We start from the raw sequence: 14,215 nt of genomic DNA on the forward strand, positions 1-14,215 counted from the left end.
TGTCCGGGGCGCTGTTGAGGTACGGAGAAACGTACGACCGCGGGAACGGGGCGTCGATCCGCTGAGCGCGGAGGTGATCCGCTTTGCGCGGCGAGTTGAGGCGGGGGCCTCGATTGCATTGCGAAGTGTGCGCGGTCACACTGGTGCCATGTCGGCCACGTCGAAGATTTCCCGCCCCGAGGACTGGGACGAGGCGTCGCACGTCGTGTCGGACGTGTACTTTCCGCACACCCTCACGCCGCTGAGCAGGTCGAAGGCCACCAATACGGTCGCGGAGGCCGTGGAGTTGGGCCCGGTGAAGATCACGCACATCGGCTGGGGTGCGGATGTGTCGATCCGGTCCGACCACCCCGGCGCGTACGCCGTCAACGTCCCGCTGTCGGGGCACCTCGAGTCGGTGACCGGCAGGAACGAGGTGCTGTCGGCGCCGGGTTCCGGGACGATCTGCCCGCCCGACACGTCGACGCTCATCACCAACTGGAGCGAGGAGTGCTCGATCATCGGGGTCCGCGTCGACCGAGACCACCTGCACCGGGAAATGTCGCGGATCCTGGCCCGGCCCGACATCCAGCTACCCCCGCAGATCGACGTGACCACCGAGAACGGCGCGAGTTGGCTCGCTCTGGTGCGGTCGTTGCTGAAGCAGATGCTGGAGTCGGACGGGGTGCTGAACAACGCGCTCGTCGCGGAGCAGTTGTCGGGGGCGGTCACCACCGCGCTGGTGCTCGCCGCGGTCCCGGACGACGGGGCCGGGGTGGGATGCGCGCGTCCGCGGATCGTGAAGCGGGTGGTCGACGAGATCCACGCCGACCCGTCCCGCGCCTGGACGGCGGCCGACATGGCCGAGGTCGCCGGGGTCAGCGTGCGCCGGTTGCAGGAGGGGTTCCGCGACTATGTCGGGGTGAGCCCCCGCGACTACCTGCTGGACGTGCGACTCGAACGCGTCCACGACGACCTGCTGCGCGCGAACGGTGCACAGACGGTCGCCGAAGTCGCGATGCGGTGGGGTTTCACCCACACCGGCCGGTTCGCGGCGGCGTACCGCCGCAAGTACGGTGTGGCGCCCTCGGAGGCGCTCCGGGGTTGACGGCCCGGGCTCAGTCGACGTAGGAGAAGATGGTCGCCATGCCCGCGGCGAGGTGATAGTCGTTGTGGCAGTGTGTGATCCACTGACCTGGATTGGTCGTGTCGATGTCGGCGGCGACGGTCTGGCCGGGGAGCACGATCACGGTGTCCTTCCGCGGTCCGGAGCCGTCCATCCGGGCCACCGCGAACGTGTGCCCGTGCAGGTGCATGGGATGCCACATCATCGTCTTGTTCGTGTAGACCAGCCGTACCCGCTGATCCGAGTGCACCGTCAGGGGTGTGTGGTCGGGATACGCCTGGCCGTTCACGGTCCACGAGTAGGCATTCATGTCGCCGCCGAGCGACGCCTCCAGGGTGACGGCCGGGTCGAGAACCGGTAGCCGCGCGGCCTCGGTGGCCTGCAGGTCGGCCACGGTGAGCGGCGGTGCCGTGAGTTCGGCGGGCATCACAGTGGGGGCGGGTGCCGCGCCGCCCCCGGTGCGGACCACCGCGAATCCCTGCGCCCCCTTCCCCTCGGCGACCGCGACCAGCGGGAACACCCCGTCCTGCAGGGTGACGACGGCGTCGTACCGCTCGCCCATGCCGATCAGCACCGAATCGGTGTCGACCGGTTCGACGGGGAAACCGTCCGTGTCCGTGACGGTCAGCCGGTGGCCACCCAGCGCGACCCGGAACGCCGTGTCGTCGCCGGCGTTGATCAGCCGGATGCGGGCGCGTTGCCCCGCTCGGGCGGTGAAGACCACCGGGTCGGCGGGAGTTCTGCCGTTCACGAGATACACCGGATACCGGACGTCGCCGGCGTCGCCGCCGAGCGCGGCCGACGTCATATCGGGCATGGACGCCATCCGCCCGCCCCGCAGCTCGTCGAAGACCTGCGTCGGCGTGCGATCGGTCAGCCAGTCGGACAGCACGACGACGAACTCGGCGTCGTAGTTCGCGGGTGCTGCGGGGTCGTCGACGATCAGCGCCCCGTACAGCCCGCGGCCGCGCTGGAGATCGCCGTGCGTGTGATACCAGTACGTTCCCGGGTCGGGCGGGATGAAGTCGTAGACGAACTCGTCCCCCGCCGGGATCGGGGCCTGCGTGACGTCCGGGACCCCGTCCATGTCGTTGCGGATGGCCAGCCCGTGCCAGTGCACGGTCGTGGGGTCCGGGAGCTGGTTGCGACACCGCACCTGGACCCGGTCGCCGACGTTCGCGCGCACGACCGGGCCCGGCAGTTGCGTGTTGTACAGCCACGCCGCGGTGCGCGTACCTGCGAGGTCGACGTCGGACTGCGCCGCGGTCAGTTCGTAGGCGACCGGACGGCCGCCGGGGAACCGCCGCGACTCGGCCTCGGCGAACGTCCGCACCTGCGGCGAATCCGGTCCGATCGCCGCCTCGGTGTTCTCGTTGCGGGCGCAGGCCGCGGTGAGTCCGAGCAGCGCGGCTCCCGCGCCCCATTGCAGCACGTGCCGCCGGGACAACTGCACGTCGAGTGGACGGTCGCCGGGCATCCCCCGCTCCTTCCGCGGGTAGACCATTTCCCGTGACGCTACCCGGGTGGGTTACGCGAGGGCGCCGATTCGCGCCCGGTCGCGGAGGGCGATGAGTTCGCGGGCGTGCGCCTCCAGCTTGCGATCCTCGTCGGACTGCGGAACCCACTGCCGCGCAGCCGTGGTCGCGCCGTCGTCGTCGACAGCGGCGACGACGGTGAGGCAGTGGGTGGTGAGGTTCATTTCCCGGGTGCGCGGGTCGCCCGATCGCACGTGCACCGAGATGTGCATGGTCTGCGCGCCCGTGTGCAGCAGGCGGGCGTCGACCTCGACGACGTGCCCGATCTGGATCGGGCGGTAGAACCGGACACCGCCGGCGTACACGGACACGCACGGGGTGCCGTTCCACGACGTGCCGCACAGGTAGGCGGCCTCGTCGATCCAGCGCATCACGGTCCCGCCGTGCGTTTTGCCGCCCCAGTTGACGTCGGTGGGCGCGGCCAGGAAGCGGGTCAGCGATTCCGGTGCGGTGCCCGCGTCGGTGTAGCTCTGCTTGCTCATCGCCTCTTCGATGTCGGCCCGCAGGCCGATGCGCATGACGGCCTCCTCGGACTCGGCGTGGTCGGCGGCGGTGACGGGCTTCCACGGCGGCACGGTCGTCGGCTTTCCGGAGTCGTCGACGGCCACGAAGATGATCAGGCAGTTGCTGGCCTCGGTGAACTGGCCGGTCCGAGGGTCGGCGGACGAGACCGTGCACTGGATGTGCATGCTGGAGCGCCCGGTGTGGACGAGGCGCGCTTCGACCTCCACGAGATGTCCGGACTCGATGGACCGGGTGAATTTGATGTTTCCGACGTACGCGGTGACGCAGTAACTCCCGCTCCAGCCGACCGCGCAGGCGTACGCGGCCTTGTCGATCCATTCGAGGATGCGGCCGCCCTGGACTGCACCTCCGAGTGTCGCGACCTCGGTGGGTGCGGCGAGGAAGCGGAGGGTGATGCTGCGGGGAGGGGTGGTCATCGATGTGTTCCTCGGGTGTTCGACGTGGCCGGCGCGAGGGCGCGCACCGGGCGACGGCGAAACGTCGTTGTCCGCCGGTGGCCGGGAAATTATCCCACAGTTGCCCCGTACCGACCCGTTCGCGATGTGAACGGAGCGCAGTTGACGAACGCCTGTGACTGCGCGCACACTCGACCACGACCGCACAGCGTTCCCTGTGTACGCACAGCGTGCACGAGTGATCGGATCAGGTGATGACCTCAACGTCGACGACGACCGCACCCCGGGCCGACCGGGCCTGCCTCGACTACGTGGACCGGGAGTTCTACCTCCCCGCGCAGCGGGTGCTGCCGTGGACCGCGAACCTCGCGGCACTTCCCGGCGAACCCGGAACGCCGCTGCGGATGACGGGCGTCGTCCGGTCCCGCACCGGCGAACCGCTGTCGGGTGCGGAGATCGAGATCTGGCACGCGGACGCCGACGGATGCTATTCCGGGTATTCCGTGGAGATCCTCCGCAACAACCTGCGCGGCATCGTCGTCACCTGCGCGGGCGGTCGCTTCGACATCGCGACGGTGCAGCCCGCGCCGTGCGAATTCTCCAGCGCCCGAGGCGATGCCGACGTGGGGCACCTCAACGTGATCGTGCACGCGCGCGGGTTCCGCCCGCTCGCGACGAGGCTGGTCCCTACGCCCGGCGCGTCGAGAGAAGTGGGCAGTTCCGCCGTCGAGACGCTTGTCGACGTCGGTGCCGATGGAGTGGTCTCCTGCGACTTCGTGCTCGATCCGATCTGACCGGCGTGCCGCCGTCAGCCGGCGTAACCCATGTCCGCGCTCAGGGCGGCCGCGGCGGCGAGGACGCACGGAACGGCCTGTTCGCGGAACTGCGCCGGAGTGTTGCGCGCGGACGACGTGGAGCACGCGACCACGCCGACTACCGTGCCGCCGGCGTCGCGGACCGGTGCGGCGAGCGAGATGAGCCCCTTCTCCAGTTCCTCGGCCGTCAGGGCGAACCCCTGCTCGCGGACCTTGGTCAGTTCCCGCTCGAGTTCGGCCGCGGAGCCGATGGTTTCGGGCCCGAGTTTCTGGAACGTGGACTCGGCGACCACCTGCTCGACGACGTCGGCGGGGGCCCAGGCCAGGAGCGCACGGCCCATGGACGTGGCGTACGCGGGGACACGGGTGCCCACGGAGACGTTGATGCTCATGATCCGCCGGACGGGGACGCGCGCCGCGTAGACCACGTCGGCGCCGTCGAGCACACCGAGCGACGCGGACTCCTGGGTCTTCTCGGCCACCTCGAGCAGCCGGGGCATCGCGGCCTCGATGAGCGCGTGCGACTCCGAGTAGTGCTGTCCGATGCTGAGCACGCGGGGGGTGAGCGACCACCGGCCTCCCGCCCCCGCGACGTACCCCAGCTTCTGCAGGGTGAGCAGGATCCGGCGGACGGCGGGGCGCGACAGTCCCGCTTCCGTCGCGAGTTCGGCGAGCGTCGGGTTCGGGCGCTGGGCGTCGAAGGCCAGCAGCACGGCGAAACCGCGCTCGATGCTCTGGATGTAATCGCGATCGCTCTCGGTCATTGCGGCCTCCACCAGCGATTCGTGTGCGTCTTCGGACTCGGGGTTGACATTTCAATGTGACTGCGCGCACAGTAGTGGTGTACGCACAGCGTGATGTTAGTACGCACAGCGTACATATGCAAGACCCTCCGGCGTGTGAACACCCACCGCGTCGCCCAAAACTCGATACCAGCCCTGTCCGAATTCCTTCAGCCCGAGGAGAAACGATGACCACCACCGAGAGCCCCACCGCAGCCGGATCCGGCTCCGCCGCCACCGACAAGTTCAAGGCCGAGCGCGTCAGCGCCGACACCTCGCCCGAGCGGCTCGCGGCGATCGCCAAGGACGCCCTCGGCGCGCTCAACGACGTGATCCTCAAGCACGGCGTCACCTACCCCGAATACCGCGTGTTCAAGCAGTGGCTGATCGACGTCGGCGAGGGCGGCGAGTGGCCGCTGTTCCTCGACGTGTTCATCGAGCACTCCGTCGAAGAGGTCCTCGCCCGCTCCCGCAAGGGCACCAAGGGCAGCATCGAGGGCCCGTACTACATCGAGAACTCGCCGGAACTGCCGTCCACGTGCACCCTGCCGATGCGTGCCGAGGACGAGAAGATCACCCCGCTCGTCTTCGCCGGCCAGGTCACCGACCTCGGCGGCAACGGGCTCGCCGGGGCGAAGGTCGAACTGTGGCACGCCGACAACGACGGCTACTACTCGCAGTTCGCACCGCACCTGCCCGAGTGGAACCTGCGGGGCACGATCATCGCCGACGACGAGGGGCGCTACGAGATCACCACGATCCAGCCTGCGCCCTACCAGATCCCGACCGACGGCCCGACCGGCCAGTTCATCGAGGCGCAGAACGGCCACCCGTGGCGTCCCGCGCACCTGCACCTCATCGTGTCGGCGCCCGGCAAGGAGTCGGTCACCACGCAGCTGTACTTCAAGGGCGGCGAGTGGATCGACAGCGACGTCGCGTCGGCCACCAAGCCGGAACTGATCCTCGACCCGAAGACCGGCGACGACGGCAAGAACTACGTCACCTACAACTTCGTGCTCGACCCCGCGTGACCCGTTCCACCCGTACAGAAAGTGATCCGATGACCGACCTGTCGATCGTCTCCGTCGAAACGACGATCCTCGATGTGCCGCTGGTGCGTCCCCACAAGTTCGCGACCACGTCGATGACCGCGCAGCCGCTCCTGCTGGTCGCGGTCGAGACCGCCGGCGGCGTGACCGGCCACGGCGAGGGCGTCGTCCCCGGCGGCCCCTGGTGGGGCGGCGAGTCGGTGGAGACGATGCAGGCGATCATCGAGAAGTACATCGCCCCGGTCCTGCTGGGGCGGCGTGTCGACGAGATCACCGGCATCATGTCGGACATCGAAAGGGTGGTCGCCAATGCACGTTTCGCGAAGGCGGCCGTCGACGTCGCGTTGCACGACGCCTGGGCCCGCAGCCTGGGCGTACCCGTGCACACGCTGCTCGGCGGCGCCTTCCGGAAGAGCGTCGACGTCACCTGGGCCCTCGGCGCCGCACCCGCCGAGGAGATCATCGAGGAGGCCCTCGGCCTGGTCGAGTCGAAGCGGCACTTCAGTTTCAAGCTGAAGATGGGTGCGCTCGACCCTGCCGTCGACACGGCTCGGGTGGTCCGGATCGCCCAGGCGCTCGAGGGCAAGGCCGGCGTCCGGATCGACGTCAACGCCCGTTGGGATCGGCTGACCGCGCTGAAGTACGTGCCCCGCCTCGTCGACGGCGGCGTCGAACTGATCGAGCAGCCCACACCCGGTGAGCAACTCGAGGTCCTCGCCGAGCTGAACCGGCTCGTCCCCGTCCCGGTGATGGCCGACGAGAGTGTCCAGACTCCGCACGACGCCCTCGAGGTCGCCCGCCGCGGCGCCGCCGACGTCATCGCGCTCAAGACCACCAAATGCGGTGGCCTCGCGAAGAGCCGCGAAGTGGTCGCGATCGCCAAGGCAGCCGGAATCGCCTGCCACGGAGCCACGTCCATCGAAGGCCCGATCGGGACCGCGGCGTCCATTCAGTTCGCCTGCGCCGAGCCCGGCATCAACTTCGGCACCGAACTGTTCGGGCCCCTGCTGTTCAGTGAGGAATTGCTGCAGGAACCGCTTCGCTACGCCGACGGCCAGGTGTCCCTGCCCGAAGGCCCCGGACTCGGAGTCGAGCTCAACATGGACGCAGTCAAGACCTGGACCAGGAACTGAGGAGGACACCACCCGATGGCACTCTTTCACGTGCGCATGGACGTCGCCATTCCCCGCGACCTCGACCCGAAGGTCCGGGACGAGACGATCGCCAAGGAGAAGGCCTACTCGCAGGAGCTTCAGCGCTCCGGCAAGTGGCCCGAGATCTGGCGGATCGTCGGTCAGTACAGCAACATCAGCATCTTCGACGTCGAGTCGGCCGACGAACTGCACGAGATCCTGTGGAACCTTCCACTGTTCCCGTACATGAAGATCGAGATCATGCCGCTCACCCGGCACGGTTCCGACGTCAAGTAGGCCTCCGGCCCGTGCGTGGTTGACGAGTCTCTGGACTCGTCAACCACGCACAGGCGGCGGAGCCGCCTATTTCTGCCGCGCGAGCAGTTGGTCCACGGCGCGCACGCTGAGGACGTGGTCGAGTGCCATGGTGGCGCTGCCGACGACGCCGGACAGTTCCCCGTGCGTCCAGGGGAGGATCTGAAGCTGTTGGGTGGCGACGGCGATCGCGTTGCCGTACAGGGTTTCGCGTAGCCCGGCGACGAACGTGTCGTACGCCTGCGCCATGTCGCCGCCGACGATCACGACCTCCGGGTTGAGGAGGTTGATCGCCCCCGACAGGACCTCGCCGATCTGGCGCCCGCTCTCGCGGATCATCCGCCGGGCCTCGGCGTCGCCGGCGAGGGCGAGGGTGATCACGTCGCGGATGTGCGTCACTTCGCGTCCCTGCTCCTGCAGGTTGCGGACCAGCGCCCACCCGCCGGCGACGGCCTCGATACATCCCACATCACCGCAGCGGCACACCACCCCTTGTGCCGCTGCGGTTTTCGTGTGTCCGATCTCGCCTGCCGCGCCCAGGGCGCCCCGCTGCAGCACGCCGCCGGACACGAGTCCGGCGCCGAGCCCGGTCGACGCCTTGATGAGCAGCATGTCGGCGAAGTCTCGGCGTTCCCCGCGTCGCTCGGCCAGGACCATGACGTTGGCGTCGTTGTCGACGAAGACGGGCGCGTCGGTGACATCGGCGAGGAACGGCTGCAGCGGAACGCCGTCCCAGCCCGACATCATGGGAGAGTTCAGGCTGCACCCGCGCTCGGTGTCGACGGTGCCGGGGAGACTGATCCCGATCCCGACCGTCCGCCCCGCGGTCTCGCCCAGGCCCTCGCGCAGCGCGATGAGACGCCTCGCGATGACGGGCATCAGCTCGGCCGGGCTCGTGCCGATTTCCTGCTCCACATCCTCGGCGACGATGACGTCGCCTGCGAGGTCGCAGATGGCCAGCTGGGTGCGGCTCCGGCCGATGGCGGCCGACAGCACCACTCCGGCCTGCACGTGAAACGAGAGTTTCACCGGCGGGCGTCCGCCGGTCGACACGCCCTCTTCGCGTTCGACGACGAGTCCCGACGCCTGCAGCGACGACACCCGGGCCGCGACGGCCGTGCGGGACAGCCCCGTGAGGTTGCCGATCTCGGTGCGCGTGGTGGCTAGCCCTGCGCGAATGAGGGCGAAAACGTCGCCACCCGTCGCCGGGGAGGTCGTCGAGCGAGGCGTCCGCATGCAGGCCATTCAACCAACCGGACACGCGTCTGACAACGTAAGGTTCAGATCTTTGTTCGTCGAAATACTTAAGTTTGTATTGATCAAAAGCCAAAGGTCGCCTACTCTCGTCTGTGATGGCCCACACATCCGGCTTTCAGAGGGAGATGACATGTCACCAGCGACCACCGTGGAACCGTGCGATTTCGTCGTGTTCGGCGGCACCGGCGACCTGGCGGTTCGTAAGCTGCTTCCCGCGCTCTACCTGCGCGACAGGGACGGTCAGCTGCCCGCCGAAACCCGCGTGATCGGTGCCTCGCGAGCCGGTCTCGACACCGACGGCTACCGCGACAAGGTGCGAGGAGAACTCGCGCGTTTCGTCTCCGGCGATCAGCTGGATTCGGACACCTGTGAGCGATTTCTCAATCGCCTCGAATACGTCACCGTCGATGTCGCGGACCCGGCGAACTGGACGGGCCTGCAGGACTGTCTCGCCGACCGGGAAGGCGCCATCCGGGTGTTCTACCTGGCGTGCGCTCCCGGCCTGTTCGGGCCGATCTGCGAGAACCTCGCCCTGAACGGTCTCGCCGACGCACAGTCCCGCGTTGTGCTGGAGAAGCCCATCGGTCACGACCTCGCCTCGGCTCGCGCCGTCAACGACGCGGTCGGCGCAGTGTTCGAGGAATCGCAGATCTTCCGCATCGACCACTATCTCGGCAAGGAGAGCGTCCAGAACCTGCTGGTCACTCGATTCGCCAACACGTTCCTCGAGCCGCTGTGGAACTCCTCGTCGATCGACCACGTGCAGATCAACGTCGCCGAGTCGCTCGGAGTGGGCAGCCGCGGCGGCTACTACGAGTCGGCGGGCGCGCTGCGCGACATGCTGCAGAACCACCTCCTGCAGATGCTCTGCCTCGTCGCGATGGAGCCGCCCACCTACGTCGACCGCGAGACCGTGCGCGACGAGAAGCTGAAGGTGCTCCAGGCCCTCAAGCCGATGAGCCCGCAGGACGTCGAACGCTGCACGGTCGCAGGCCAGTACGGCCCCGGGCTCGCCGACGGGAAAGCCGTCCCCGGATACCAGGACGACGTCGAGAACCCGGACAGCACCACCGAGACGTTCATCGCCGTCAAGGCCGAGATCCAGAACTGGCGGTGGGCCGGCGTGCCGTTCTACCTGCGCACCGGCAAGCGCATGGACCGGCGCTGCTCGGAGATCGTCGTGCAGTTCAAGCCCGTCCCGCACCCCATGTTCCCGGGCAGCGAGGGCCACAGCGAACCCAACCGCCTGGTCATCCAGCTGCAGCCCCACGAGGGCATGCGTCTGCACATGACGGCGAAGGAACCCGGCCCCGGCGGTATCCGCCTCAAGCCGGTGTCGCTGGACCTCAACTACATCGAAACGTTCAAGCGTCCGTCGCCCGACGCCTACGAGCGGCTGCTGATGGACGTGGTCCGGGGCAACCCGACCCTGTTCATGCGCCGCGACGAGGTGGAGGCCGCCTGGGAGTGGGTCGAGCAGATCCTCGTCGGGTGGGAGAAGTCCGAGCGTGGACCGCGGCGGTACCCGGCGGGCACCAACGGACCCACCGACGCGACCATCCTGATCGAGCGCGACGGCCGCGCCTGGCACGAAGGAGTTACCGCATGACCGACGCGCCCACACCCACCGCCGACGTACACCCCGTCCTCGCCGCCGTCACCGAACGCATCATCGAGCGCAGCAGGCCCGAGCGCACGATCTACCTCGACCGCATCCGGCAGGCCGCCGACCGCGGTCCGGCGCGCGGCAAGCTGGCCTGCGCGAACCTGGCGCACGGCTTCGCCGCGTCCGGCCCGGCCGACAAGAAGGCGCTGCGCGCGTTCGTCAAGCCCAACATCGCGATCGTCTCGTCGTACAACGACATGCTGTCGGCGCACCAGCCGTTCGAACACTTTCCCCGGCAGCTCAAGGCCGCGGTCATGGAGGCCGGCGGCATCGCCCAGTTCGCAGGCGGCGTCCCCGCCATGTGCGACGGCATCACCCAGGGCCGCGACGGAATGCAGCTGTCCCTGTTCAGTCGCGACGTCATCGCGATGGCGACGGCGATCGGCCTGTCCCACGACATGTTCGACGGCGCCCTCATGCTCGGCGTGTGCGACAAGATCGTGCCCGGAATGCTCATCGGCGCACTCGGATTCGGCCACCTGCCGACGATCTTCGTGCCCGCCGGGCCGATGACGTCCGGTCTGCCCAATAACGAGAAGTCGCGCGTCCGCCAGCTGTACGCCGAGGGCAAGGCCGACCGCGAGCAACTGCTCGATGCCGAGGCTGCGTCCTACCACGGTGTCGGCACCTGCACGTTCTTCGGCACGGCCAACTCCAACCAGCTGCTCATGGAGGTCATGGGCCTGCACCTGCCCGGATCCAGCTTCGTGAACCCGGGCACCCCGCTGCGGGAGGCCCTCACGTGGGAGGCGGGAAAGCGCGTCACCGGTCTCACCTCGCTCGGCGACGACTACACACCGGTCGGTGAGGTCGTGGACGAGAAGGCCGTGGTCAACGGCTGCGTCGCACTGCTCGCGACCGGCGGTTCGACCAACCACACGATGCACCTCGTGGCGATCGCCCGCGCCGCAGGCATCACCCTCACGTGGGACGACCTGTCGGAACTGTCCGCGGTGGTGCCGCTGCTCGCCCGGATCTACCCCAACGGCTCGGCGGACGTGAACCACTTCCACGCGGCGGGCGGCCTCGGCTACGTGGTGTCGTCGATGCTGGATGCGGGACTGCTGCACGAGGACGTGAAGACCGTCGTCGGCGCCGGACTCCGCCGTTACACCGAGGAGCCGAAGCTGTCCGGCGAGGGCGTCGAATGGCAGCCGGGCACCCGAATCAGCCTCGACACCAGCGTGTTGCGCGGACCGGAAGATCCGTTCGACGTCAACGGCGGCCTCAAGATGCTGACCGGAAACCTGGGTTCGTGCGTGATGAAGACGTCGGCCGTCCACCCGGACCACCGCGTGGTGACCGCCCCGGCCCGGGTGTTCGACGATCAGCTCGACTTCCTCGCCGCGTTCGAGGCGGGCACGCTGACCGGCGATTTCGTGGCCGTGCTCCGGTACCAGGGGCCGCGCGCCAACGGCATGCCCGAATTGCACAAGCTCACACCGGTGCTCGGCGTTCTGCAGGATCAGGGCCGCAAGGTCGCGCTGGTCACCGACGGCCGGATGTCCGGCGCGTCCGGGAAGGTGCCCGCGGCCATCCACCTCACCCCCGAGGCGGCGGCGGACGGACCGCTCGCGCGGGTGCGTGACGGCGACGTCCTCACCGTCGACGCCGTGACCGGATCCGTGAACGTGCACGTAGGCGACGAGGAACTGGCCGCCCGCCCGGCGACCGGTCGTGCGCTCAGTGCCGATGAATGGGTCGGCACGGGCCGCGAACTCTTCGCCGGCCTGCGTGCCGCCGTCGGACCGGCGACCCAGGGCGCCAGCGTTTTCCACCCCCAACCCGTCTAAGGAGTATTCAGTGACGAACAGCCCCTCCCTCCTCGACCGCGTCCCGGTCATCCCCGTCGTCGTCGTGGACGACCTCGGCGACGCGGTGCCGGTGGCCCGCGCGCTGGTGGCCGGCGGCATCCCGATGATCGAACTGACCCTGCGGACGCCGTGCGCCCTCGACGCCATCAAGGCGATCGCGACCGAGGTGCCGGAGATCTGCGTCGGCGCGGGCACGATCGTGGAACCGGTGCAGGCCGCGCAGGCGGCCGACGCGGGAGCGCAGTTCCTCGTCTCGCCGGGCAGCACCGAAACCCTGCTGAAGGCGATGACGGACACCGGACTGCCGCACCTCCCGGGCGCGGCGACCGTCTCCGAGGTGCTCTTCCTGCTCGAGCACGGCTACCGCGAACTCAAGTTCTTCCCCGCCGAGGCGTCGGGCGGCGCGAAGTTCCTCGGCTCGATCCACTCACCCGTTCCGGCCGCGCGGTTCTGTCCCACCGGCGGCATCTCGACGTCGAACGTCGGCGACTACCTGTCGCTGGCTAACGTCGGCTGCGTCGGCGGATCCTGGCTCACGCCCGCCGACGCCGTGAAGCAGCAGGACTGGGACCGGATCAGCGGACTCGCACGTGAGGCGGCGGCACTCGCCCGATAGCGCGTGAGGCGGCGCGGTACGGTGAATCGTGCGCGACAGTGACAACGGTGATTCCCAGCGGCCGGGTTCTCAGTCCTCGCTGAAATCCGCCAACCAGCACCGTGTGGTCCGCGCGCTCCAGACGTCGGGTGAGCTCACCCAGGCGGAGATCGCGCGTCGCACCGGATTGGCCCCCGCAACCGTCTCCAACATGGTCAAGGAATTGACCGCGGCCGGGATGGTCGCCGTGCCGGGCGGCGACCACCCCGGCCAGCGCGGCCGGGCGGTGCGGCTGACCCGCCGGATGGGCCTCGCGGTCGGGATCGACTTCGGGCACCGCCATCTCACCGTGGCCGTCGCCGACATGGCACACCAGGTGCTCGCCGAGGAACGCGTCGAACTCGGTGCGGGTCACCGCGCGGAGGACGGCGTGGTGCAGGCGGGCGCCCTTCTCGACGCGGCCCTCGATCGACTCGGCTGCGACCGCACGTCCGTCCTCGCGGTCGGCATGGGTCTGCCCGCACCGCTCGAGACCGACACCGGCGAGGTCGGCGGCCCGTCCATCCTCCCCGGCTGGGTCGGTGTCGACGCGGCCGCCATCGCGTCGGAGTATCTCGGCACCGCCGTGCACGTCGACAACGACGCGAACCTCGGTGTGCTCGCCGAACACATGTGGGGAGCCGGCCGCGGCACCACCGACCTCGCCTACATCAAACTGTCCGACGGCGTGGGTGCCGGCCTCGTCCTCGACGGCCGGCTGTACCGCGGAAGAGGCGGCACCGCAGGCGAAATCGGCCACCTGACCCTCGACGAGTTCGGGCAGGTGTGCCGCTGCGGCAACCGCGGCTGCCTCGAGACTCTCGTCGCCTCGCACGTCGTGATCGGGCTGCTCGCCCCGAGTCGCGGTCCCGATCTGAGCATCGCCGACATCGTCGCGATGGCCGAGCGCGGCGACGCCGCCTGCATCCGGGTGCTCGCCGACACCGGGCGCCACGTCGGCGTCGCGGCAGCGAGCCTGTGCAATCTCGTCAATCCCGAACGACTCGTCATCGGCGGCGAACTCGCACTGGCCGGCGAACTGCTCCTCGGGCCGATGCGTGAGGTCGTCGGCCGCTACGCGGTGCCCAGCGCGGTCCGCTCCCTGGACATCCGCGTCGCCGAACTCGGCCCCCGCGCTCAGGTGCTCGGCGCCGTCGCCCTGGGTCTGCGATCCGCGCTTCCCGCCTGAC

Annotated in this window: 13 protein-coding genes; 9 read left to right on the plus strand and 4 right to left on the minus strand. The window is 69.1% G+C overall.

Translation table 11 applies throughout. From position 1 onward, the window contains the following. Positions 1-148 precede the first annotated feature (148 nt). Positions 149-1,087: an AraC family transcriptional regulator gene (locus BLV94_RS34985; RefSeq protein ID WP_072947619.1), complete on the plus strand. Its 939-nt coding sequence runs from the start codon at positions 149-151 to the stop codon at positions 1,085-1,087. Between the two features lie 10 nt (positions 1,088-1,097). Here the strand turns inward: BLV94_RS34985 and BLV94_RS34990 are convergent, their stop codons facing one another. Together BLV94_RS34990 and BLV94_RS34995 are read right to left on the minus strand one after the other, a co-directional pair. Next, the gene (locus BLV94_RS34990; protein ID WP_072947622.1) at positions 1,098-2,582 is read right to left on the minus strand and encodes a multicopper oxidase family protein; all 1,485 of its coding nucleotides are present in this window, start codon (positions 2,580-2,582) and stop codon (positions 1,098-1,100) included. 51 nt (positions 2,583-2,633) lie between these two features. Beyond that, positions 2,634-3,581, minus strand: coding sequence for an acyl-CoA thioesterase (locus tag BLV94_RS34995; RefSeq protein WP_072947625.1), 948 nt, complete (start codon positions 3,579-3,581; stop codon positions 2,634-2,636). A gap of 233 nt (positions 3,582-3,814) precedes the next feature. On the opposite strand from BLV94_RS34995, the gene BLV94_RS35000 reads away from it, so the two are divergent. Then, positions 3,815-4,354, plus strand: a complete 540-nt coding sequence (locus tag BLV94_RS35000) for a dioxygenase family protein (protein ID WP_072947628.1) — start codon at positions 3,815-3,817, stop codon at positions 4,352-4,354. Positions 4,355-4,368: 14 nt separating this feature from the next. Here the strand turns inward: BLV94_RS35000 and BLV94_RS35005 are convergent, their stop codons facing one another. Then, the gene (locus tag BLV94_RS35005) at positions 4,369-5,139 is read right to left on the minus strand and encodes an IclR family transcriptional regulator domain-containing protein (protein ID WP_072947631.1); all 771 of its coding nucleotides are present in this window, start codon (positions 5,137-5,139) and stop codon (positions 4,369-4,371) included. 206 nt (positions 5,140-5,345) lie between these two features. Here BLV94_RS35005 and catA point away from each other — a divergent pair, with 206 nt between their 5' ends. Genes catA through catC form a run of 3 tightly spaced genes read left to right on the plus strand, consistent with a single transcriptional unit; the run spans position 5,346 to position 7,636 of the window. Then, a complete protein-coding gene (gene catA / locus BLV94_RS35010) occupies positions 5,346-6,188 on the plus strand; it encodes a catechol 1,2-dioxygenase (protein WP_072947632.1) in 843 nt (280 codons plus the stop codon). Between the two features lie 29 nt (positions 6,189-6,217). Beyond that, on the plus strand, positions 6,218-7,339 hold the full coding sequence (locus BLV94_RS35015) for a muconate/chloromuconate family cycloisomerase (protein ID WP_072947635.1): 1,122 nt from the start codon (positions 6,218-6,220) through the stop codon (positions 7,337-7,339). A gap of 15 nt (positions 7,340-7,354) precedes the next feature. Next, positions 7,355-7,636, plus strand: a complete 282-nt coding sequence (gene catC, locus BLV94_RS35020; RefSeq protein ID WP_072947638.1) for a muconolactone Delta-isomerase — start codon at positions 7,355-7,357, stop codon at positions 7,634-7,636. 66 nt (positions 7,637-7,702) lie between these two features. On the opposite strand, the gene BLV94_RS35025 is transcribed toward catC, so the two are convergent. Further along, entirely contained in the window at positions 7,703-8,890 is a 1,188-nt protein-coding gene (locus BLV94_RS35025; RefSeq protein ID WP_072947641.1) for an ROK family protein, read from the minus strand. Positions 8,891-9,041: 151 nt separating this feature from the next. On the opposite strand from BLV94_RS35025, the gene zwf reads away from it, so the two are divergent. The 4 genes from zwf to BLV94_RS35045 are packed head-to-tail and all read left to right on the plus strand — an operon-like array spanning position 9,042 to position 14,214. Then, positions 9,042-10,520, plus strand: a complete 1,479-nt coding sequence (zwf, locus tag BLV94_RS35030) for a glucose-6-phosphate dehydrogenase (protein WP_072947644.1) — start codon at positions 9,042-9,044, stop codon at positions 10,518-10,520. Then, on the plus strand, positions 10,517-12,370 hold the full coding sequence (edd, locus tag BLV94_RS35035) for a phosphogluconate dehydratase (protein WP_072947647.1): 1,854 nt from the start codon (positions 10,517-10,519) through the stop codon (positions 12,368-12,370). Before zwf ends, edd begins: the two co-directional genes overlap by 4 nt. Before the next feature lie 10 nt (positions 12,371-12,380). After that, the gene (eda, locus tag BLV94_RS35040) at positions 12,381-13,007 is read left to right on the plus strand and encodes a bifunctional 4-hydroxy-2-oxoglutarate aldolase/2-dehydro-3-deoxy-phosphogluconate aldolase (RefSeq protein ID WP_072947649.1); all 627 of its coding nucleotides are present in this window, start codon (positions 12,381-12,383) and stop codon (positions 13,005-13,007) included. A 28-nt stretch (positions 13,008-13,035) separates the two neighbouring features. Next, positions 13,036-14,214: an ROK family transcriptional regulator gene (locus BLV94_RS35045; protein WP_074933891.1), complete on the plus strand. Its 1,179-nt coding sequence runs from the start codon at positions 13,036-13,038 to the stop codon at positions 14,212-14,214. Position 14,215: the final 1 nt, after the last annotated feature.

Source organism: Rhodococcus koreensis (genome assembly GCF_900105905.1).
In the GTDB taxonomy this organism is placed as follows: Bacteria; Actinomycetota; Actinomycetes; order Mycobacteriales; family Mycobacteriaceae; genus Rhodococcus_F; species Rhodococcus_F koreensis.